General features: G+C 68.0%; 19 protein-coding genes and 2 riboswitches. Of the genes, 6 read left to right on the forward strand and 13 right to left on the reverse strand.

The window, feature by feature from the left end; genetic code table 11:
- Positions 1–1161: BCCT family transporter (locus E4487_RS00005; RefSeq protein WP_175252465.1), on the reverse strand; the 1161-nt coding region annotated here is incomplete at its 3' end.
- A gap of 283 nt (positions 1162–1444) precedes the next feature.
- On the opposite strand from E4487_RS00005, the gene cls reads away from it, so the two are divergent.
- The gene (gene cls, locus E4487_RS00010) at positions 1445–2890 is read left to right on the forward strand and encodes a cardiolipin synthase (RefSeq protein ID WP_175252466.1); all 1446 of its coding nucleotides are present in this window, start codon (positions 1445–1447) and stop codon (positions 2888–2890) included.
- Between the two features lie 130 nt (positions 2891–3020).
- The gene (locus tag E4487_RS00015; protein ID WP_037054660.1) at positions 3021–3752 is read left to right on the forward strand and encodes an ABC transporter substrate-binding protein; all 732 of its coding nucleotides are present in this window, start codon (positions 3021–3023) and stop codon (positions 3750–3752) included.
- A gap of 3 nt (positions 3753–3755) precedes the next feature.
- On the opposite strand, the gene E4487_RS00020 is transcribed toward E4487_RS00015, so the two are convergent.
- The 10 genes from E4487_RS00020 to E4487_RS00065 all read right to left on the reverse strand — a co-directional run bounded on the left by E4487_RS00020 (position 3756) and on the right by E4487_RS00065 (position 16662).
- Positions 3756–4268 carry a DUF3617 domain-containing protein gene (locus E4487_RS00020; protein ID WP_175252467.1) on the reverse strand — a complete coding sequence of 171 codons (513 nt, stop codon included), beginning with the start codon at positions 4266–4268 and terminating at the stop codon, positions 3756–3758.
- 139 nt (positions 4269–4407) lie between these two features.
- Positions 4408–4815: a DUF1850 domain-containing protein gene (locus E4487_RS00025; protein WP_037054664.1), complete on the reverse strand. Its 408-nt coding sequence runs from the start codon at positions 4813–4815 to the stop codon at positions 4408–4410.
- Positions 4812–6839 carry a TRAP transporter permease gene (locus E4487_RS00030; protein WP_037054666.1) on the reverse strand — a complete coding sequence of 676 codons (2028 nt, stop codon included), beginning with the start codon at positions 6837–6839 and terminating at the stop codon, positions 4812–4814. The genes E4487_RS00025 and E4487_RS00030 overlap by 4 nt, the downstream gene beginning before the upstream one ends.
- 130 nt (positions 6840–6969) lie before the next feature.
- Complete coding sequence (locus E4487_RS00035) at positions 6970–7923, reverse strand: TAXI family TRAP transporter solute-binding subunit (protein WP_037054668.1); 954 nt, start codon at positions 7921–7923, stop codon at positions 6970–6972.
- A 466-nt stretch (positions 7924–8389) separates the two neighbouring features.
- The gene (locus E4487_RS00040) at positions 8390–9730 is read right to left on the reverse strand and encodes a sigma-54 dependent transcriptional regulator (RefSeq protein ID WP_037054670.1); all 1341 of its coding nucleotides are present in this window, start codon (positions 9728–9730) and stop codon (positions 8390–8392) included.
- A gap of 171 nt (positions 9731–9901) precedes the next feature.
- Positions 9902–11653: an ATP-binding protein gene (locus E4487_RS00045; protein WP_047589497.1), complete on the reverse strand. Its 1752-nt coding sequence runs from the start codon at positions 11651–11653 to the stop codon at positions 9902–9904.
- A gap of 137 nt (positions 11654–11790) precedes the next feature.
- Positions 11791–12798, reverse strand: a complete 1008-nt coding sequence (locus E4487_RS00050) for an iron ABC transporter permease (RefSeq protein ID WP_037054673.1) — start codon at positions 12796–12798, stop codon at positions 11791–11793.
- Positions 12795–13787 carry an ABC transporter substrate-binding protein gene (locus tag E4487_RS00055; RefSeq protein WP_175252468.1) on the reverse strand — a complete coding sequence of 331 codons (993 nt, stop codon included), beginning with the start codon at positions 13785–13787 and terminating at the stop codon, positions 12795–12797. Before E4487_RS00055 ends, E4487_RS00050 begins: the two co-directional genes overlap by 4 nt.
- Positions 13787–14554: an ABC transporter ATP-binding protein gene (locus tag E4487_RS00060; protein WP_175252469.1), complete on the reverse strand. Its 768-nt coding sequence runs from the start codon at positions 14552–14554 to the stop codon at positions 13787–13789. The genes E4487_RS00055 and E4487_RS00060 overlap by 1 nt, the downstream gene beginning before the upstream one ends.
- Complete coding sequence (locus E4487_RS00065) at positions 14554–16662, reverse strand: TonB-dependent receptor (RefSeq protein WP_175252470.1); 2109 nt, start codon at positions 16660–16662, stop codon at positions 14554–14556. The genes E4487_RS00060 and E4487_RS00065 overlap by 1 nt, the downstream gene beginning before the upstream one ends.
- A 325-nt stretch (positions 16663–16987) precedes the next feature.
- Positions 16988–17182, reverse strand: a riboswitch (cobalamin riboswitch).
- A 98-nt stretch (positions 17183–17280) separates the two neighbouring features.
- Here E4487_RS00065 and E4487_RS00070 point away from each other — a divergent pair.
- The 4 genes from E4487_RS00070 to E4487_RS00085 all read left to right on the forward strand — a co-directional run bounded on the left by E4487_RS00070 (position 17281) and on the right by E4487_RS00085 (position 20034).
- Positions 17281–17997, forward strand: coding sequence for a ferredoxin (locus tag E4487_RS00070; protein ID WP_150607261.1), 717 nt, complete (start codon positions 17281–17283; stop codon positions 17995–17997).
- Between the two features lie 113 nt (positions 17998–18110).
- On the forward strand, positions 18111–18365 hold the full coding sequence (locus E4487_RS00075) for a membrane protein (RefSeq protein WP_037054684.1): 255 nt from the start codon (positions 18111–18113) through the stop codon (positions 18363–18365).
- Between the two features lie 53 nt (positions 18366–18418).
- Positions 18419–19261, forward strand: coding sequence for a DUF692 domain-containing protein (locus tag E4487_RS00080; protein WP_047589508.1), 843 nt, complete (start codon positions 18419–18421; stop codon positions 19259–19261).
- Positions 19252–20034 carry a DNA-binding domain-containing protein gene (locus E4487_RS00085; RefSeq protein WP_037054688.1) on the forward strand — a complete coding sequence of 261 codons (783 nt, stop codon included), beginning with the start codon at positions 19252–19254 and terminating at the stop codon, positions 20032–20034. Before E4487_RS00080 ends, E4487_RS00085 begins: the two co-directional genes overlap by 10 nt.
- On the opposite strand, the gene E4487_RS00090 is transcribed toward E4487_RS00085, so the two are convergent.
- On the reverse strand, positions 20031–20750 hold the full coding sequence (locus tag E4487_RS00090; RefSeq protein WP_150607263.1) for a cobalt-precorrin-6A reductase: 720 nt from the start codon (positions 20748–20750) through the stop codon (positions 20031–20033). The two genes, E4487_RS00085 and E4487_RS00090, sit on opposite strands and share 4 nt — an antisense overlap.
- A complete protein-coding gene (gene cbiE / locus E4487_RS00095; RefSeq protein WP_150607265.1) occupies positions 20747–21949 on the reverse strand; it encodes a precorrin-6y C5,15-methyltransferase (decarboxylating) subunit CbiE in 1203 nt (400 codons plus the stop codon). Before cbiE ends, E4487_RS00090 begins: the two co-directional genes overlap by 4 nt.
- A 133-nt stretch (positions 21950–22082) precedes the next feature.
- Positions 22083–22283: riboswitch (cobalamin riboswitch) on the forward strand.
- The last annotated feature ends 51 nt before the right edge of the window (positions 22284–22334 follow it).

The raw sequence follows: 22334 nt of genomic DNA on the forward strand, positions 1-22334 counted from the left end.
CGGCGACCAGCTGATCCACCAGGCCCAGTAGAACGCCGTCCAGCCCTGGCTGAAGTTGGCGTCCTCGCGCCCGACCGGATTGGACAGCGCCGGCAGGTACTGCAGGTAGGCACCGAGGTTCTTGAAGAAGTCGGTGAAGATCACCAGGGTCGGCCCGGCGATGATGACGAACAGCAACAGGGCCATGGCCAGGGCCATGTTGATCTCCGACAGGCGCTTGACCCCCTTGTCCAGGCCGGCGACGACCGAGGCCAGGGCGATCATGGTGATGGCGATGATCAGCAGCACCTTGGTGGTGTCCGTGGCCGGAATGCCGAACAGGTACTCCACCCCGGCAGCCGCCTGCTCGGCCCCCAGGCCCAGCGAAGTGACCAGGCCGAACAGGGTGGCGAACACCGCGAGGATGTCGACGATGTGCCCCGGCCAACCCCACACGCGCTCACCGAGGATCGGGTAGAAGATCGAACGGATCGACAGCGGCAGGCCCTTGTTGAACGAGAACAGCGCCAGGGCCAGGGCGACGATGGCGTAGATCGCCCAGGGGTGCAGGCCCCAGTGGAAGATGGTCGCGGCCATGCCCAGGCGCACCGCTTCCTCGGCGTTGCCTTCGGCCCCGCCCAGCGGTGCCCAGTCAGTGCGCACGCCGTCTTCACCCACGGTGATGCCGGCGATCGACGAGCTGTAGTGCGACATGGGTTCGGACACGCCGTAGAACATCAGGCCGATGCCCATGCCGGCGGCGAACAGCATGGAGAACCAGCCCATGTAGGTGTAGTCGGGGGTCGCTTCCTTGCCACCGATACGTACCTTGCCCAATGGCGAGACGATCAGCGCGAGGCAGAGCAGGACGAAGATGTTGGCGGCACCGATGAAGAACCAGGCCATGTGGTGGGTGAGCCAGTCGCGCACGCCGCTGAACAGCGGTTCGATCTGGTTCTGCAGAGCCAGGGCCAGGATCACGAAAATCACCGCGACCAGCGCGGAGATGGTGAAGACCTTGCCATGGATGTCGAGGGCGAAGACGAACTGCCCTTTGATGTTGTCCTGACCGATGACGTAATCGGTGTCGATCAGGTTGGCTTCACCGGTCGGTGCCGGGATGCCCTCGTGGGTTTCCGCTGCGGGTGGCGGGGTCATGTCATGCGAAGGGACGTTTCCCATACGTGGCGTGCTCCTTGATGCGTTTGACTCGCTAGACGAGCGTGAACAGGACGGATGCCCTCCTCCAATTAAAGACGACCCACACTCGGGTCGAACGGGAAAGGGTAACACATGAATTCCGCTCACTCAGAATCCAAGACACGTGAAAGCCTCGAATAATTCCCCGGAAGCTGGCCATCTGCCTGGCACTGCCATTCCCCGGATGGCCATGGCAGGATGACCATCGAACGCTGCGTAACCCCCGTGGTCAGCTGCACACAGCCCGTGCAAAGGAAGACCCTGCATGCCTGCGGATTTCGGCATTCCCCACCTGTTCGCCTACCTGATCGCCAGCATCCACGCCCTCGGTGTGCTGGCCGCGATCCATGCCGTGCTGACCGTACGTACCGCCCAGGGCGCCCTGGCCTGGGGACTGTCGCTGTTCTTCATGCCCTACCTGACGTTGCTGCCGTACCTGGTGTTCGGCCGCAGCCGCTTCGACGCCTACGTCAAGGCACGCCGCCAGGCCGACAGGGAAATGCACCTGGCCATGGCCGAGCAGGACTGGCGGCCCTGGGTCGAGGAAGCCAAGGCGGCGCACCTGTCGCCCGCCTATGCACGCCTGCGGGCCCTGCCGCGCCTGTCGCACCTGCCCGGCCTGACCGGCAACCGGGTGCAGTTGCTGATCGACGGCGAAGCCACCTTCGCGGCGATGCTCGATGCGCTGGCCGGCGCCCGGCAGGTGATCCTGCTGCAGTTCTTCATCATCCGTGACGACAGCCTCGGTCGCCGCCTGCATGACATCCTGCTCGAGCGCGCCGCAGCCGGGGTGCAGGTGCACGTGCTGTACGACGGCGTCGGCAGCCATGCGCTATCCGGCGCCTTCATCGACCGGCTGCGCCGGGGTGGCGTCCAGGTGCACGCCTTCCCCACCCGCTCCGGCCTGTTCAATCGCTTCCAGCTGAACTTCCGCAACCACCGCAAGATCGTCGTGGTCGATGGCGAGATCGGCTTTCTCGGCGGCCTCAATGTCGGCGTCGAATACCTCGGGCAGAAGCCGCCGCTGGCGCCCTGGCGCGACACCCACGTGGAAGTGCGCGGGCCGGTGGTGGCCAGCCTGCAGGAGGCCTTCGCCGAAGACTGGTACTGGGCCTGCCAGAAGCTGCCGCCGCTGCTGATGCCGAGCAAGCAGGACGAACCCGGCGTGCTCTGCCAGGTGATCGCCAGCGGTCCGGCCGACGCCCAGGAAACCTGCTCGCTGATGTTCGTCGAGGCGATCCACGCCGCGCGCGAACGCGTGTGGCTGAGCAGCCCGTATTTCGTCCCCGACGAAGCCCTGTTCGCCGCCCTGCGCCTGGCCGTGATGCGCGGGGTGGACGTGCGCCTGCTGCTGCCGGCGCGCCCCGACCACCGTATCGTCTATGCCGCGTCCAGCCTGTACGCCTTCGAGGCGCTGCGCGCCGGGGTGCGCGTGTTGCGCTACCAGCCGGGCTTCCTGCACCAGAAGGCGCTGCTGATCGACCACGACGCCTGCGTGCTGGGCAGCGCCAACCTGGACAACCGCTCCTTCCGCCTGAATTTCGAAGCCAGCCTGCTGATAGTCGACGAAGGCTTCAACGCCGAGGTCGCCCGGATGCTGGAGGCGGATTTCAGCCGCTCGCGCGAGCTGGTCAATGCCGACCGCCGCAACCTGCACCGCCTGCAGCAACTGGGCATGCGCGTGGCGCGGCTGATCTCGCCCATCCTCTGAGAAGCCTGAAACCTGCCCGTTCACTGCAATATCGCGCACTTTCGCCACCCCGGGCGCCTGCCGGCGCGACTTTGAACAGGCTTCGCGGCACGACTATGGTTATGGAGTCTGCCGCCCTTGGCACTGCCCCATGAAGACGCGCCTCGCCCAGCTGTTCTGCCTCTGCCTGCTCGCCCTGCCCTGCCTGGCGCAGGAGGTGATTCGTGTCGGCGTGGAACTGCAGCCCTACCAGCCCTATTCCGACGTGGAGAACGGCGAATACCGAGGCTATGCCCGCGACCTGCTGGATGCCTTTGCCGCCGAGCACGGCTACCGCTTCGTCTACGTGCCGCTGCCGGTGAGGCGCCTGCTGGGGGATTTCCTCGGCGGGCGGGTCGACCTGAAGTTCCCCGACCACCCGCAGTGGAACGCCGACCAGAAGGCCGGCCACGCCATCCACTACAGCCGCCCGGCGGCGCCCTATGTCGACGGCATCCTGGTCAAGCCGCAGCAGCTCGGCCAGGGCGTGGCGCGTATCCGCCTGCTCGGCACGCAGAACGGTTTCACCCCCTGGCCGTACCTGACGGAGATCCACGCCGGACGTATCAAGCTGATCCAGGCCAACCAGATCGAGTCGCTGCTGCTCATGGCCATCAATGACCGGGTCGACGCGGTCTACCTCAACCCCCGCGTGGTGGCCCACCAGCTGCGCCTGATGGACCTGGCGGAGCAGGCGCTGGTGCTCGACCCGCAGCTGCCGCACGTGGAAGACCACTACTACCTGTCGAGCATCCGCTACCCGCAGGTGATCGAGGCCTTCAACCGCTTCCTGGAGGAGCGCAGCGAACAGGTCGAGGCCATTCGCCTGCGCCACGGCCTGTGAAATCTAGCGCTTGAGCACGGCACAGTCCGCGCCGACCCAGCGCGCCCGGCTCTCCATGCTGCTCGGCTGGCCGTTGTAGGTACCGCTGACCTGGGTGGTGAATTCCTTGTCGCTGACGAAACGCGTCTCCCCTTCGCCCTGGGCATCCGGGCAGGTGAAGCGAAACTTCCACAGCGTCGCGCTGCGTTCGAGGACCTCGTTGCGGCAACCGGACTCGGGGTCGTGCAGGGGAATGTCCTGGGCCTTGATCTGCTCGGCGGTGAGGCACATCTGCACACCACCCGCGCCGAGCCTGATGCCCTGTTCGGCCAGCATGTTCTCCATCATCTGGCGCTGCTCCGGCGGCAGGTTCTGCAACTGCGCCAGCATCTCCTCCATCGCCGGCATGGCCTGGCCGCCGACCTGCATGTTGTGCGAGCTGACCTCCCAGACGCCGGGCTGGATATCCAGCGCGCTGGCCAGGGTCGGTGACAGGCAGAGGGCGAACGGCAGGGCGGAGCGAAAGACAGGGTGCATGACGGGTCTCCTCGAACGGGGCATTGCTCAAGCGTAGCCGCAGACGAACAAAACCCCCACCGGCTTGCGCCGCATGGGGGTTTCCTTCTTTTTCAGCCGGCACTTGTGGCGCCGGGAGCATGGGTCCGATCGGGCGAACCTAGCCTGCGTCAGGCGCAGGGGAGCTCAGCTCGCAGCTCCAGAGTTCCAACGCCGGCTGGCTCGCTTTTGGCGGGCCGAGCCAGTCGCTCATCGGGCGACAACGCTGGTCAATACACAGTTGGTAATCCCCGGCTTCGGGCGTACGCCCGACTCGCAGGGGTTGCAAAGGCGGTAGCTGACGCTGGTAGTGCCAGCTGCCATTGCGCAGTTCGGCGCCGTCGGGAATTTCCATCCCGGCGCCGGAACCCTTGACCCGCGCCTCGCCGAGGAGCAGGCCCTCGGCGGTGACGCGGTAATCCTCTTCCCAGCGGATCTTCTCGATGGTGTGGGTCCAGGCCAGGGTGAACTCGGCGGTGGGCAGCTCCGCCCACACCGCCCCGGCCAGTCCCAGACAGAGACCGATCACGCCGCCGCCACCTCGGCGCGACGCGCGCGCCAGAAGTGCTGGCCGATGAACAGCGCGCTGAGGGCGAAGCCCAGCTCATCGCTGATCGGCGTGGCGAGAATCAGGCTGGTGCCCGCCGCCAGGCCCAGGATGCGCTCCCACCAGCTCAGCTTGGCCTGCAGGAAGCCGGTGAACACCACGCCCCAGATGCCGATGGCCAGCGCGGCCTTGAACACCACGTAGAAGGTGGCCAGCAGGCTGTCGCCCTGCAGCATCAGCGCCGGCGAGTAGACCGCCATGTACGGCACGACGAAGCCGGCGATGGCGATGCGCACCGCCCACAGGCTGATCTTCAGGCCACGCTCCTTGGCGATCGGCGCGGCCGCGAAGCAGGCCAGCGCCACCGGCGGCGTGAGGTCGGCCATGATGCCGAAGTAGAAGACGAACATGTGCGAGACGATCAGCGGTACGCCGAGGTCGAGCAGCGCCGGGGCGGCGATCGAGCTGGTGATGATGTAGTTGGGGATGGTCGGAATGCCCATGCCCAGCACCAGGCAGGTGAGCATGGTCAGCACCAGCGACAGGAACAGGTTGTCCTGGCCGATGGCGAGGATGTAGCCGGCGAAGGTCGACGCCACGCCGGTCAGCGACACCACGCCGATGATCACCCCGACCAGGGCGCAGGCGATACCGACCGGCACCGCATGGCGAGCGCCCTCGACCAGCGCGTGCAGGCACAGGGTCAGGGTGTCGCGACCGCCCTTGACGAACCAGCACACCGCCACCAGCACGGCGATGACACCGAACACCACGCCGATCCCCAGCTGGAAGAAGCCGGCGCAGAGCACGCCCAGGGCGATCCAGAAGGCGAAGCGCATGATCTTGGACGACACCTGCAGGATGATCGCCGAGCCGAGGATGACCATGGCGGTCAGCGCCAGGCCGACGGTGCCGGAGAACAGCGGCGTGCGCCCGGAGAACAGCAGGTAGATGAGGATGAACAGCGGGATCAGCAGGAACCAGCGCTCACGTACGGACTTCCACGGGTTCGGGCATTCGTCCTTGGGCAGACCGCGCAGGTTGGCACGCTTGGCCTCCAGGTGAACCATCCAGAACACCGAGCCGAAGTACAGCAGCGCCGGGATCAGCGCGGCCTTGGCCACCTCGAAGAACGGCACGTTGATGGTCTCGGCCATGATGAAGGCCACGGCGCCCATGATCGGCGGCATGATCTGGCTGCCCATCGACGAGGTGGCCTCGACACCACCGGCGAAGGCCGGGCGGTAGCCGAAGCGCTTCATCAGCGGGATGGTGAACTGGCCGGTGGTGACCACGTTGGCCACGCCGGAACCGGTGATGGTGCCCATCAGCGCGGACGACACCACCGAGACCTTGGCCGGGCCGCCGACCTTGTGACCGAACAGGCCCATGGCGAAGTCGGTGAACAGCTTGATCATCCCGGCCTGCTCGAGGAAGGCGCCGAACAGGATGAACAGGAAGATGTAGGTGGCCGAGACGTAGGTCGGCGTGCCGTACAGGCCTTCGGTGCCGAACGACAGCTGGTTGACCAGCTGATCGATGCCATAGCCGCGGTGCACCAGGTCGCCCGGCAGGTACTGGCCGAGCATGCCGTAGGCCAGGAACAGCGCGCAGATGATCGGCAGGGCGATGCCCATGACCCGGCGCGCGGCTTCGAACACCAGCACCACCAGGGTCAGGCCGATGACCATGTCGGCGCTGGTCAGGTCACCCGAACGCTGGATCAGGTCCGCCTCGAAGTACCACTGGTAGATGGCCGTGGCCATGCCGGCCAGGCCCAGCAGCCAGGCCAGCGGCTGCCACGGACGGCCCTTGCCCAGCGCCGGGTAGCTGATGAACACCAGCAGCAGCAGGAAGCCCACGTGCACCGCACGCAGCACCTGGGTCGACACCGGGTGGAACGCCGCCGTGACGATCTGGAAGATGGAAAACAGCAGCGCGACGGCGAAGAGCGCCTTCGGCCAGTCGGACGGACTGGCGGACAGGCCGTTGTTCTGTTCACTCATGGAGTGCAAACCTCATGACTACTTCGATACGGGGCAGAGTCGCCAACAAAACCCACCGTCCATGAACGCCGGTTTTATTCGCGATTCTGTAGCAGGAGCCACGGCGCGCACGCCGTGGCCCAGGCCGTGATTACAGCGCGCCGACTTCTTTGTAGTAGCGCTCGGCACCCGGATGCAGCGGGATCGGCAGGTTCTTGGTAGCGGTTTCCAGCTTGATGTCCTTGGCCGCGGAGTGGGCGGTGCCCAGGCGGTCGAGGTTGTCGAACATCAGTTTGGTCATCTGGTAGGCCACGTCATCGGAGACGCCTTCGTGGCTGACCAGGATGTTGGTGATGGCCACGGTGGGCACGTCAGCGTCCTGACCGTCGTAGGTGCCGGCCGGGATGGTGGCGGCCTGGTAGGCAGCGTTGTCGATCTTCGCGGTCACGTCGGCCGGGATGGAGACGAAGCTGATCTTCATGGTCGAGGCCAGGTCGCGGATGGCGGCCATGCCCAGACCGGACGACTGCAGGGTGGCGTCCAGCTGGCGGTTCTTGATCAGCTCGACCGACTCGGCGTACGGCAGGAATTCAACCTTGCCCATGTCCTCGTAGCTCAGGCCGGCGGCCTTGAAGATGGCGCGGGCATTCAGCTCGGTGCCGGACTTCGGCGCACCGACGGAGATGCGCTTGCCCTTGAGGTCTTCCAGGCTCTTGATGCCGGATTCGGCGTTGGCCACGATCTGGATGTAGTTCGGGTAGGTGCCGGCGATGGCCCGCAGCTTCTTCAGCGGCGCCTTGAAGCCCGCGTCTTCCACGCCGTTCCAGGCATCGGCTACCGAGTCACCGAGAGCGAAGGCCAGTTCGCCACGACCCGCCTGCAGCAGGTTGAGGTTTTCCACCGAGGCCTTGGTCGCCTGGACCGAGGTCTTGGAGCCTTCGATGCCATTGGTGTACAGCTGCGACAGGGCGACGCCGATCGGGTAGTACACACCACTGGTACCGCCAGTGAGCACGTTGATGAAGGTCGGCGCAGCGAGCACGGCGGTGCTGGCAGTGATGGCCGCGGCAGCGGCGAACAGGCTGATTTTCTTGGTCAGTCGCATGGAAGTATCTCCGTCGTTGTTATGGCTTTATGCAGAGTTTCACTCTAGACGACGCCGGCCTGGCGTCATCGGCGGTGCGCGATCAGCAGCGCAGGGTGCAGCGTTGGACAAGAGCCGCGGCGAGCGCGGTGCGGAGGCGGCCCATGCTGAACAGCGCGTGCAGCAGGGTACGGGGGGCGTGGCAGTTCATGGGCTGACCTCTTGTCGTTGTTATGGTCGCCACGTCGGCAGGATGCGGCGCGGCTGCCATGGCTATAGCAGATGCCGTGCCAGGGCGCGAAAGGCCCGAGGTAGAGGGGTTCTATCCAGCGACCAGACGGTCACTGAGCGAGAAACCGCCGACACCTGTGACGGGGTCGGCAGAAATCCGCTTATCGCGTGAACCTGAATGAAGGGCCCGGTCGGATCAGGCTGTTTCCACGGCTTGCCCCGGGCCAGGCGGCCAGCCACATCGCCAGCGCCGCTGTCACTCCTCGCCGCCGGGCAGGTAGTCACCGCGCGACAGGCCGTGGCGCTGCATCTTCTCGTTGAGGGTGCGCCGCGGCAGCTGCAGCATCTCCATCACCGCCGTGATGTTGCCCTGGCAGTGCAGCAGGGCGTTGTGCAGGCATTGCGCCTCGAAGGCCTCCATCTGCTGCGCCAGCGCCTGGCCGGCGAAACGCTCCGCCGGGGGCGGGCTGGACAGGCCCAGGGCATGGCGCTCGGCGGCGTTGATCAGCTCGCGCACGTTGCCCGGCCAGTCATGCCCGAGCAGACGCGCCAGCTCGCTGGGCGCCAGCGGCGGCGCCTCGCGGCCGTGGCGACGGGCCGCCTCCTGGGCGAAATGCTCGAACAGCAGCGGGATGTCCTCGCGCCGTTCGCGCAGCGGCGGGATATGCAGGGTGGCCACGTTGAGGCGGTACACCAGGTCCTCGCGGAAGCGGCCTGCCTTGACCTCGTCGAGCAGGTCCGGCTTGGCCGCGCTGATCACCCGCAAGTCGACCTGGATGCTCTTGTTCGAGCCCAGGCGTTCCAGGGTCTTTTCCTGCAGCACGCGCAGCAGCTTGACCTGCTGCGCCAGCGGCAGGCTCTCCACCTCGTCGAGGAACAGGGTGCCGCCGTCGGCATGCTCGATGCGACCGATGCGCTTGGCCTGCGCGCCGGTGAAGGCGCCGCTCTCATGGCCGAACAGCTCGCTCTCGAAGATGGTCTCGGGGATCGCCGCGCAGTTCAGCGCAGCGAAGGCCTTGCCGGCGCGCGGGCTGAAATCGTGCAGGCAGCGCGCCACGCGCTCCTTGCCGCTGCCGGTTTCACCACGGATCAGCACGTTGACCGAGGTGCCAGCCAGCTCGAGGATCTGCCGGCGCAGGTTTTCCATCGAGCGCGACATGCCGATCAGCTGGCTCTCGATGCGCCCCTTGTCGGCGACCTGCTGGCGCAGCTGGCGGTTCTCGCAGACCAGCCGGCGCTTGTCCAGGGCACGCCGCACGCTGTCGAGCAGGCGTTCGGGGGTGAAGGGTTTCTCGATGAAGTCATAGGCACCCTGGCGCAACGCCTGCACCGCCATCGGCACATCGCCATGGCCGGTGACCAGGATCACCGGCAGGTCGGTGTCCACCTGCAGCAGCCTGTCGAGCAGTTGCAGGCCGTCACTGCCGGGCATGCGCACGTCGCTGACGACGATACCGGGAAAGTCACGGTCGACCAGGGCCAGGGCCTCGGCCGCGCTGGCACAGGTGCGCACCGTGAAGCCGGACAGCTCCAGCCACTGCTGGACCGCCTCGCGAATCGCCGCTTCGTCGTCGACCACTATGACCTGAGCGCTCATGACACCTCCTGAGGAAAACGGCAGGCAGTGTAGCCCGGAAGCGATCTCCTGAGACCATCCACAGCGTCAGGAGAAGAACCCGCAGGAGCGGCGTTGGCCAGCGGCCGTTCGCGGCTGAAGCCGCTCCTACGAAGGCTCGTCGCAGGGTGAATGACGCCTCACCCACAGGTATCAGGGTGCGCTCGGCAGCTTCAGGGTGAACACCGCGCCGCGCTCGCCGTTGTGCGCCTCGAGCATGCCGCCGAGGTCGCGGACGATACCGTAGGACACCGCCAGCCCGAGCCCCAGGCCCTGGCCCACCGGCTTGGTGGTGAAGAAGGGTTCGAAGACTCGGCCGAGGGCCTCTTCGGCGATACCGCCGCCACTGTCCTCGACGCTCAGCACACAGGCGGCGCCGTCACGGAAGATGCGTACCAGGAGGATGCGCGAATCGCTGTCGAGCATGGCGTCGAGGGCGTTGTGCAGCAGGTTGAGTATCACCTGCTCGATGCGGATGGCGTCCCCGAGCACTTCGGCCTCGCCGTCGACCTGGGTGCGCAGCTCCACCTGCTCGCTGCGCATGCGCGGCGCCAGCAGTTGCAGGGCCTGCTCCAGCACGTCGCCGAGGCACAGGCGCTCGCTGAGACCGGCCGGCGTCTTGCGCGCGAAGGTCTTCAGGTGACCGGTCAGCGCGGCCATGCGCTGCAACAGGCCATCGATGCGTTGCAGGCCCTCGTGCACCGCTTCCGGCCGACCGCTGTCGAGCAACAGGCGCAGGCTGCCGAGCTGCATCTGCAGGGCGGTCAGCGGCTGGTTGATCTCGTGCGCCAGGGCGGCCGACATCTGCCCCAGTGCGGCCATCTTGGCGGCATGCACCAGGCCGTCCTGGGCTTCGCGCAGCTCGGCGGTGCGCAGCGCCACCTCACGTTCCAGGCGCTCGCGGATACCGGCCTGCAGGCGCTGGTTCTTGCGCCGCTGGGCGAGGAACAGCAGGAGGAAGGCCAGCGTCATCCACACCCCGGCGGCGGCCAGGCGGTAGCTGCGGATGCTGTCGGCCAGCCCCGCCGGCTCGCTGAGCAGGTGCAGGGTCCAGCCCTCGTCGGGCATGACCAGGCGTTGCCAGAGGTAATCGTGATTGCCATCGGGGCCGTCGACACGCGCCCAGTCGGCCTCGTCGTCGATACGTCGGTACACCCGATGCGTCAGCGGTTGCAGCGCCTGCTCGGCGTAGCGGCGCACCTCCACCAGCTCGGCGCGCGCCTGCTCGTCCAGCGGCTGCAACGCGCGGAAGCGCCAGGCCGGCTTGTTGCTGAGGATCACCACCTGGTAGCCATCGGCGACCAGCAGCACGCCGGGCTGCCCGACCCACTCGCGCTGCAGGTCCTCCAGCTCCAGCTTGACCACCAGCACGCCGAGCAGCTCGCCGTCGTCGCCGCGCACCACATGGGACAGGAAGTAGCCGGGAATCCCGGTGGTCACGCCCACCGCGAAGTAACGCGCGCCGCCGTTGCGCACGGCGTTCTGGAAATACGGGCGGAAGGCGTAGTTGTTGCCGACGAAGCTGCTCCAGTCGCGCCAGTTGCTGGCCACCAGGGTTTCCCCACGGGCATCGAGCAGGTACAGCACGGTGGAGCCGGCAGCGGCGTTCAGGCGCTCCAGCCGCTGATTCAGCGCCAGGCGCAACTGGCGGTCGTGGGGCGCGCGCAACAGGCTGCGGATGTCGCTGTCCAGCGCCAGCACTTCGGGCACCGAGCTGAAGCGCTCGACCAGCGTGCGGATGGACTGGGCGTAGAGCTGCAGCTGGCCACGGGCTTCGGCGCTGCGCTCGTCCCAGGCCCGTCGTTCGGCGTAGCGCCCGCCCAGCCAGACGCTCAGCAGCAGGCCGACGAGAATCGCCAGAACGGTGAACAGAACACGGTAGCGATGGCGCTGCGGCAAAGGCATGGGACGGCTCGCGGGATCGACACGCGGGCCATTTTACTGCATCGGGCGTGCAGATCGGCGCACGTCCTGGGCAGATCGTGGCGCCCTTCGACGTGCGGCGCGCAGGGTCATCCCTCCTGGGCGGATGACGTGGCTGACTAGCGGCGCCTGAGCAGGGCCACGAAGAACACCCCGCCGATGGCCGCGGTGACGATGCCGATGGGCAGGTCCTGCGGCGCCAGCCAGGTGCGCGCGGCGACATCGACCCAGACCAGGAACAGCGCGCCGAGCAGCGCCGCCACCGGCAGCACGCGGCGGTGCTCGGCACCGACCAAAAAGCGCGCCACATGCGGCAGCATCAGCCCGACGAAACCGATGGCACCGGACAGCGACACCAGCACGCCGGTGAGCAGGGACGCCACCACGAACACCAGCAGCCGTACACGGCGCGGCTCCAGGCCCAGGCTCACCGCGCTCTGCTCGCCGGCCATCAGGCCGTTCAGCGCGCGGGCCAGCCCCAGCAGCACCAGCAACGCCAGGGCCAGGCACAGCGTCGGCAGCCAGAGCAGCTCCCAGCGCGCCAGGCCAAGGCCGCCGAGCATCCAGAACAGCACCGAACTGGCTGCATGCGGGTTGCCCAGGTAGAGCAGCAGGTTGCTCGCCGCCATCATCACGAAGGACACCGCCACCCCCGCCAGCAGCAGGCGGTCGCTGTGCAGACGCCCGCCACGATTGGCGATCAGCAGCACCAGCAGCATGCTCGCCAGCGCGCCGACGAAGGCGGCCAGCGGCAGGCTCAGGACGCCGGCGAATTCACCCAGGTAGAGCACCACCACCACCGCACCGAACGCCGCTCCCGAGCTGACCCCGAGCAGGTGCGGGTCGGCCAGCGGGTTGCGGGTGACCGCCTGCAGCACGGTACCGACCAGGGCCAGCCCGGCGCCGACCAGCGCGCCGAGCAGGACTCGCGGCGCGCGCAGTTGCCAGACGATGCTGTCCTGGCCGACGCTGATCGCCTGCTCGGGCTGGATGCCGAACAGGTGCCGGCCGAGAATCGCCAGCACGCGCTCGAGCGGCACCTGCGCCGACCCGAACGCCAGCGACACGGCGCACGACAGCAGCAACAGCAGCGCCAGCACCAGCAGCAACAGGCGCAGGCGCGTCACGGTGCGAAGGCCTCGGGATGCAGCGCGGCGGCCAGGGTCTCGATGGCGGCGGCGTTGTCCAGGCTCGGCGTCACCGCCAGGTAGGGCAGCACCACGAAGTGCTGCTGGCGGATCGCGCTGACGCCCTGCAGGGCCGGATGCTGCATGAGGAAGTCGCGCTTCTGCGCCGCGCTGCGCTCGCCATAGTCAACGATCAGGATCCATTGCGGGTCCTGCTCGACCACGGCCTCCCAGCCGACCTGCATCCAGTTGCCGGCGACCCCGTCCATCACGTTGCGCCCGCCAGCGGCGTCGATCAGCGACTGCGGCATGCCCAGTCGCCCGGCGCTGAAGGGTACGTCCTCGCCGCTGTCGTAGACGAACACGCGCGGCCGTTGCGGCTGCTCGCCGAGACGCGCCTGCACCGCCGCCACCCGCGCCTGCATGCCCTGCACCAGCCCCTCGGCCCGCGCCTCGACGGCGAAGATGCGGCCGAGGTTGCGCAGGTCGCCGTAGACGTCATCGAGGCTGGCAACGCGATTGGGCATGACATGCGCGCAGGACTCGCTCAGCTCGTACACCGGGATGCCGAAGCGCGCCAGGCTGGCCGGGGTCACTTCGCCACCGACGCGCATGCCGTAGTTCCAGCCGGCGAAGAAGAAGTCGGCGTCGGCATCCAGCAGGTTTTCCAGCGAGGGGTAGCGCGGCGCCAGCTCGGGCAGGCCGTCCAGATCGGCCTGCAGTTCGGGCGCCGGCGTCTTCCAGGCGCTGACGCCGCTGTAGCCGACCATGCGCGCCTTCAACCCCAGCTCCAGGAGCATGGCGGTCAGGCTGATGTCATGGCTGACCGCGCGTTGCGGCGGACGCTCGATGCTCACCTGGCGGTCGCAACTGGTCACGGTGACGGCCCAGCTCGGGCTGCTGGCCAACAGCAGCCATGCAGCCGCTGCCACGAGGAACGAAACGCGGCGGCGTGGAAGGCGCCTTGGCGTCGAGGTGAGGCGTGTCATCAGAGGATCCAGGTAATGCGCGGGTAACCCGCCAGTGGATGGGTATCGACCAGGGCCTGCACGCCGAACACCTGCTGCAGCAGTTCGGCGGTGAGCACCTCGGCCGGCGTTCCGACCGCCAGCAGGCGCCCGCGGTCGAGCACGCAGAGACGGTCGCAGAAGGCCGCCGCCAGGTTGAGGTCGTGAAAGCTGGCCAGGGTCGCCAGCCCCAGCGCCTTGATCTGCCGCAGCAGCTCCAGCTGGTAGCGTGGGTCGAGGTGGTTGGTCGGCTCGTCGAGAATCAGCAGCTGCGGTTGCTGCACCAGGGCCCGCGCCAGCAGCGCACGCTGCTTCTCGCCGCCGGACAGGCAGGCGAACGGCTGCTGCGCCAGCTCGCCGAGGCCGACCCGCGCCAGCGCCTCGCTGACCAGGCGCTGGTCCTCGGCATCGTCGCTGTCGAACAGCCCCTTGTGCGGCGTGCGCCCCATGGCCGCCACCTCGTGCACGCGCAGGCCGAAGTCCTGCGGGAACTCCTGCAGCACCACCGCCACACGCTGCGCACACCAGCGCGGCGAGCGCTGCCACAGCGCCTCGCCATCCAGCTCGACGCGGCCGGTGCTGGGCCGCTGGAAGCGATAGGCGCAGCGCAACAGGCTGGTCTTGCCACTGCCGTTGGGGCCGAGCAGGCCAAGCAGCTCGCCGTCAGCGACGTCGAGGTCGATGTCGTCGAGCAACGGTTGCTGCCCGTTGGGCGACCAGGCCAGCTGGCGAATACGCAGGCGTTGCATCAGAAGCTGTAGTCCGCGGTGACGAAGAACGAGCGCGGCGCACCCAGGTACCACTGCTGCCCCGCACTGCTGGCGGTGGTGGCGTACTGGCGGTCGAACAGGTTGTTCAGTTCCAGGCCCAGGCGCACGTCCGGCAGCGCCTGCCAGGCGATGTTGGCGTCGACCACGGTGTAGCCGGGTACCTCGATCTGGTTGGCGGCGTCGGCGTAGCGGGCATCGACATAACGCGCGCCGACACCGACATCCAGGCCAGGCCCCAGCGCCTTGTTCAACCACAGGTTGGCGGTGCGCCGGGGTACGTTGCTCGGACGATTGCCGCTGCGATCGCCACCGCCTTCGACGAAGTCGTCGTACTCGGCGCGGACGAAGGCCGCATTGGCCGATACCTGCCAGCCGCGCCCCAGCGCCAGCTCCAGGCTGGCCTCGAGGCCGTCGGCAGACTGCTGGCCGACCTGCTCGGTGGGCGAGCTGGGGGTCTCGCGGCTGAGCAGCTTCTTCTTGACGATATGGTAAGCAGCCAGCGTCCACTCGCCCTGCCCGTTCCAGAACGCCTGCTTGAGGCCGACCTCGGTCTGCCTGGCCCGGCTCAGGTCGAACTGTTGCTGGCTGGGGCTGAGCGTGAGCAGGTTGTTCACCCCTTCGGTGCTGGTGGCATGCTGGCCGTACAGCGACAGCTCCGGGGTCAGGGCGAACACCAGGCCGGCGCGCCAGTTGCCGCCGCTCAGGCTGCGGTCGACGCGGCTGTCGCCGAGCAGGTCGTCACGCTGGATATGCACCTGATCGCGGCGCACGCCAGTTACCAGGGACAGGCGCTCGCTCAGTTGCGTGCGGTTCTCGGCGAACAGCGAGAACTGCCGGGCCAGGTTGCGCTCGCGCGGGCCGTAGCCCTGCGGATCGTCGCTCTGGTAGCGGCCACCGCCAGAACCCGCCAGCGGCACGCTGTCGCTGAAGCTGCTGGCAAAGTCATGCTGTCGGGCGAAGTGGATTCGGTTGTAGTCCACGCCCACCAGGGTGCGACTGTCGAGACCGAACAGTGAGTGGTCCAGGGTGAAGCTCTGACGGTCGCCGACCTGCTCCTGGGTGTGCTTGATCTCGTAGAAGTCACTGCGCAGCACCAGGTCGCCGGGCTGCCAGCGGTAGGACTCGGCATTGCGCCAGTAGCGCTGGGTCTTGATGTAGTAGAGCTGGTTGCTCGCCGTCAGCGCATCGTTGATGCGCCAGTCGGTCACCAGGCGGGTGATCTGGTCGTTGTAGCGGACCTCGGCGTCGCCGACGTTGTAGTTGTGCTCACGGAGGCTCTCGCGGTAGTGGCCGTTGACCAGCGGGGTGCCGAAGTAGCGCTCGGGGTCCTGGTCGCCATGGTCGTGGGACAGGGTGAAGCTCAGCTCGTCACTCGCCTCCCAGCGCAGCGCGGCGCTGAACGCCAGGCTCTCCGAGTCGCCCCGGTCCACCCAGCCGTTGCTGGCCTGCTGATTGACGTTGAAGCGATAGCTCAGCGCGTCGCTCAGCGAGCCACCGCTGTCCAGCGCCACCTGCCGCCGGTCATCGCTGCCGTAACCGAGGCGCAACTGATTGTGGACCGGGCCGGCGAAGGGTTTCTTCGGCACCACGTTGATCACCGCGCCGGTGGCGCCCTCGCCGTACAGCACCGAAGCCGGGCCGCGCAGCACATCGATACGCTGCACGGACCAGGTGTCCACCGGGAAGGTCACGGTGCCGGCTCCGACGTACTGGCGCGTGCCGTCGTACAGCTGCATGGTCGCGGAATGGCCGGTGAAGCCACGCGCCGACAGCGCGGTGCCGCCGTTACCCGGCGTGCCGATACTGCTGATGCCCGGCGTGCGGGTCACCGCATCCTGCACGCTGCGGTTGTTGCGCCCGCGCACCTCGGCGCCGCTCAGGCTGGTGGTGCTGGCCGGCGTCTGCAGAGCCGACAGCTCGAGCCGCGAACCGGCGCTGGTGGGCGTATTCAGGTCGGTTTCGCCCTCCTCGGCGGCCTTGGCCTGGATGGTCAGCCCGGGCAGGTCGACGGGGTCTTCGCTGGCCACGGCCAGGCCGGCAAACGCCAGGGCGAGTGGCACGGAGCAATACAACAGGGAGTGAGACACGGCAGAACGTCCAGGATTGCGCAGGGAAACCGGCCCGGCGGGGACCTGCACCACCGGCTCGACAGCAGGTGTCGACGCGGATGAGGCAGACCCGAAAGGCATAATGTTATTGTTATAACATAACATTATGCTGTTTCGCAGCCGCTCGCCCGGGCCAGCCGGCCGGCGCAGGAAGTCCTGAGAAAAAAGGTCGTTGAAGCGGAAATGGCGCGCCATGAGTGTTCCATCGCAAAGGAAAAGGCACGGCAATCCGATGGAAATGCGCAACAGCAGACAGGGGCACGAACGCGCCCTACTGGAGTCAACGCCCGCCCACCGCGGGTTGCCAGACAGAGTGACTCCAGGCCGGTCTCCGGGCTTGCGAGGGGCATGAACGCATCGCCTTCCCATGCGCGTGGCGCACAGTGGCGTTTCGATGCGGTCGCTCGCTTACCGTTGCGGGGGCAGCGTCGGACTTCAACCGACTTCCCGTTTCACCTCACGCGCGGCGGCGTGAGACACCTGAAGCGGGGCGGATATGACCATCGCCGCCGCCTCGCGTCAAGGCACCTCGGGCATTGGGCCTGCGTGCAGCGCGCCGAGCCGCTAGACTGCCCCACCCTTTTCCCGGAGACGGCCATGACTCGAATCGCTTACGCCCGCGTCCTGTTCAGCGGGCCGGGCCTGTCCCGTGGCGCACTGACCCAGAGCCTGCGCCAACGTGCCGAAGCCCTGCTCGGCGAGGCCCATCTGCACGACAGCGAGCAGGACCCCGAAGCCTTCTGGCAGGCGGTGGCGGATGCGCCACGGCCGCTGCTGGTGGTCGACCTGGAACCCCGCGCCGATGCCATGCACCGTGACTGGCTGCGCCAGCGCATCGCCGAGCGCGGCAACGGCGAAGCCGTCTTCGTGGTGTGCAGCGCCCTCGAGGACGCCTGGCTGGACGGCCTGGCCGCACTGCTCGAACAGACCGGCCGCCACCTGCCCTGCCAGGACGTACCGGCCCTGCCCGAGCAGCACCCCTGGTCGCAGATTCCGCCGCACAGCCAGCGCCTGCTGCTGTGCAACGGTCCGCGTTGCACGCGCAAGGGCGCCCTCGGCCTGTGGAAAACCCTGCGCCAGCGCCTCAAGGCCGCCGGCCGCCTGGAATGTCCCGGCGGTGTGCACATCACCCGCAGCCAGTGCCAGTTTCCCTGTGACCTGGGCCCGACGGCGAGCCTTTATCCACAGGGCGAGTGGTACGGCGTCAGCGACGAGGCAGCGGTCATCCGCCTGGTGGACGAGCGCCTGGTCGCGGGGCGGGCCGTGCCGGAACTGCGTATCGACCAGCCTGACGACAGTGCGCAGACGCACTGAGCAGAAAGTTTTTTCCACCCCTGTAACGCCAGCGGCAGGTCCGACTCTAGTGAGTTGCCGGGCCTGAACGACGATGCTTCAGCCGGCCTCTCCAATTTCCAGAGGATAAGCGCATGACTATCAAGACCACCGCCGCTGGCGCCGCCATTGCCTTCGCCGCCGCCTCGCTGTTCGCCGGCATGACCGCCAGCGTCGCCTCGGCCGAGGAAGCGACCGTACACTGCTACGGCGTGACCTCCTGCAAAGGCCAGAACGACTGCAAGACCGCCGAGAACGCCTGCAAGGGCCAGGCAGTCTGCAAGGGCCACGGCTTCAAGGTGATGACCAAGGCCGAGTGCTCCGCTGCCGGCGGCACCGTAGGCGCCTAAGAGCCACGAGGGGCGGCCGGTCGGTCGCCCCGTTTTCACCTGCGGAGGCGGCGATGAAAGCAACGACGATGCTCGGCCACGGCCTGGGCCTGCGCAGCGAGTACTACCAGGAAATCCTCGAACGGCGGCCCGCGGTCGACTGGTTCGAGATCATCTCCGAGAATTACATGGTCGATGGCGGCAAGGCGCTGTACTACCTCGACGCCATCGCCGAACACTACCCGCTGGTCATGCACGGCGTATCGCTGTCGATCGGCGGGCCGCACGCGCTGGACCGCGACTACCTGCAGCGCCTGGCGCAACTGGCCAGGCGCGTGCGCCCGGCGTGGATCTCCGACCACCTGTGCTGGAGCCGGGGCAATGCCCACCAGCTGCATGACCTGCTGCCGCTGCCCTACACCGAGGAAAGCCTGCAGCACGTCGCCGCACGCGTGCGCCAGGTGCAGGACGTGCTGGAGCGGCCGCTGGTCCTGGAGAACGTCTCCAGCTACCTGCGCTGCGCCGATGACCAGATGAGCGAATGGCAGTTTCTCTCGGCCCTGTGCGAACTCAGCGGCTGCGAGCTGCTGCTGGATATCAACAACGTCTACGTCAGCGCGCGCAACCATGGTTTCGAGCCGTGGGACTTCATCAGCGCACTGCCGGCCGAGCGCATCCGCCAGTTCCACCTGGCCGGCCACCACGACTACGGCGACTACCTGATCGACACCCACGACCACCCGGTGTGCGACCCGGTCTGGCAGCTGTACCGGCGCACCCTGGCGCACCTGGGCCCGGTTTCCACCCTGCTCGAGCGGGACGACCACCTGCCGCCTCTCGACGAGTTGCTGAGCGAACTGCAGCAGGCGCGGCGCATCGCGCGCGAGGTGCTCGGCGAGGAGGCGGCATGCGCCTGAACGAATGGCAGCGCGAGGTCGAGCGCTACCTGCTCGGCAACCAGTCGACGCCCGATGCCGCCCTCGCCGCCAGCCTGCTCGGCAGCGCCGCACTGAGCGCCGAACAGGGCCTGGCGATCTATCACAACGCCTATCGCGCACGCCTGCTCGAAGCCCTGCAGGGCGACTACGCGGCGATTCACGCCTGGCTCGGCGACGACGACTTCGAGCGCCTCGGCCGCGACTACCTCGACGCCCATCCCTCGGCGCACTTCAGCCTGCGCTGGCTGGGCGCCAACCTGGCCGGCTTCATCGAGCAGCACCTGGTCGCCGAGCAGGCTGCACCGCTGGCCGAACTGGCGCGCCTGGAATGGGCCTTCACCCTGGCCTTCGACGCCCACGATGCAGAACTGCTGCGTGCCGAACACCTGGCGCACCTGGCGGCACAGGACTGGCCGCTGCTGCGCGTGGCGCTGCAACCGAGCGTGCAATGGCTGACCCTGCAGCACAACAGCCTGGAGCTGTGGCGTGCCCTCAAGCACGAGCAGGCATTCCCGGGCAGTCATGCCCTGGAGCACGCCGAGACCTGCCTGATCTGGCGTGAGCAACTGGTCACCCGCTATCGCAGTCTCGACCCCGCGCAAGCGCAGGCCTTGCAGGCCATGGCCTGTGAGGGGCTGAACTTCGCCGAGCTGTGCGACAGCCTGCAGGAACTGGGGGAGCAGGCCCCTGTGCAGGCCGCGCGCTGGCTGCACCAGTGGCTGAGTGACGGCCTGCTGGTGAAGGCGACCTAGCGCGGCAACGCCTCGAACAGCGTCTGCAGGTCGCAGAAACTGCGCGTTGCCGGCGCCGGCTCGGGCCGGCGCAACAGCAGCACAGGCAGACCCAGCTCGCGTGCGACCTGCAGTTTCGGCTCGGTCGCCTGGCTGCCGCTGTTCTTGCTCACCAGCACGTCGCAGCGGATACGGGCGAACAGGGCACGCTCCTCGTCCAGCGAGAAAGGCCCGCGGGCCCCGATGATCTCCGCGCGGGGCGGCGCCGGCTCGCTCTGCAGGCAACGCACCGTCCAGTGCTGGTGCGCAGGAATCTCATGCAGATGCGCCAGCGGCTCGCGCCCGGAGGTGAAGAATGGCCGCTGGAAGGGTGCCAGGGCATGGCTGAGCCCGTCCCAGCCCTCCACTTCGCGCCAGTCGTCGCCGGCCGCAGGTTGCCAACCGGGGCGCCGCAGCGCCCAGCAGGGCACACCGCTGAGCACGGCGGCCCGTGCCGCGTTGGCGCTGATCTGCGCGGCGTAGGGATGGGTCAGGTCCAGCAGCAGTTCGATGCCTTCGGCGGCGATGAACGCGGCCAGCCCGTCGGCACCACCGAAGCCGCCCACCCGCACGCGACAGGGCAGGTCGTCCGGTACCCGGCCCAGGCCGGCCAGGCTGTACAGCGTTTCGGGGCCCAGCTGACGAGCCAGGCGCAGCGCCTCGCTGGTGCCGCCCAGCAGCAGGATGCGCGGCCTCACGGCTTGCGTACCGCCAGCAGGGTGATCGGCAACGCCGCCCGCCAGGTATCGAACCCGCCCAGCGGTTGCGCCTGCGCCACCGTCAGGCGCAGCAGCTCGCCGCCCTGCCGTTCGCGAAAGGCCACCAGCGCCGCCTCGCTCTGGATCGTCACCGCGTTGGCCAGCAGCCGCCCGCCCGGTTTGAGCGCGGCCCAGCACTGTTCCAGCAGCCCCGACACGGTGACGCCGCCGCCGATGAAGATGGCATCCGCTGCCGGCAATCCGTCCAGGGCCTCCGGCGCATGCCCGGCCACCAGCTGCAGAGCGGGCACACCAAGGGCGTCGCGGTTGTGCCGGATATGCGCCTGACGGCCCTCGTTGGCCTCGATGGCGATGGCGCGGCAGGCGGGATGGGCGCGCATCCACTCGATACCAATGGAGCCGCAGCCGGCGCCCACGTCCCACAGCAGCTCGCCGGGCAGCGGCGCCAGGCGCGCCAGGGTCACCGCGCGCACGTCGCGCTTGGTCAGCTGGCCGTCATGCCGATAGGCATCGTCAGGCAGGCCGCAGGTCGGCGGCAGCACCTGGGTCCCGGCGTCCGCCAGGCACTCCACGGCGAGCAGGTTGAGATCGGCCGCGCGCGGCAGGCTCCACTGCGCGGCCAGGCCATCGATACGGCGCTCCTCGGGCCCGCCGAGGTGCTCCAGCAGGGTCAGGCGACTGGCAGCGAAACCGCGCGCGCACAGCGCTGCGGCAACCTGGGCAGGCGTGTCGCCGTCGGCGCTCAACAGCAGCAGGCGCACACCGGGAAACAGGCGGGCATTGAGCGTGGCCAGCGGCCGGCCGACCAGCGAGACCACGTCCACCTCCTGCAGCGGCCAGCCCAGGCGCGCCGCCGCCAGCGACACCGACGACGGTGCCGGCAACACCTGCAGCTCATCGGCCGCCAATTGCCGCGTCAGGCTGGCCCCGACGCCGTAGAACATCGGATCGCCGCTGGCCAGCACGCATACCGCCTCGCCGCGCCGCGCCAGCAACGGCTGCAGGTCGAAGGGGCTCGGCCAGTGTTCCCGCTCGCCAGCGATGCACGGCGGCAGCAACGCCAGCTGGCGCGGCGCACCGACGATGCGCGTGGCCGCCAGCAGGGCCCGCCGCGCAGCCTTGCCCAGGCCGGGGTAGCCGTCTTCGCCGATACCCACCAGGGTCAACCAGGGTTTCATCCACCTTCCTCGCAAGTAGCCGACAGGGCGCGTGTCGCGACGCCGCGCAAAGCGGGCATAATAGCGCCTTCGTCGGTGCCCCTTGTAAACGGGCCCAAGAGTCTGTTCACGATCTGCATGCGTCAGCCGCCGGTGGCTTTCCGAGCCTGGCGTTGCTGCAGTGGATCGTCGACAGCCTCGAAGAGGGAATCCGGAGCGATCAACCATCGCCACCGAGCTGCCCCCGCAACTGTAAACAGCGAGTCCGCTGCACATGCGCCACTGGGCAACCGGGAAGGCCGTAGCGGATGAAGACCTGTCAGCCAGGAGACCTGCCGACGAACGCTGGTCGCGAGTGCCAACATCGGGCGGGGTGTACCGATGCCATGAAACCCTCTCGACGGGT

The organism is Pseudomonas sp. BMW13, assembly GCF_013357275.1.
GTDB lineage: Bacteria > Pseudomonadota > Gammaproteobacteria > Pseudomonadales > Pseudomonadaceae > Aquipseudomonas > Aquipseudomonas khazarica.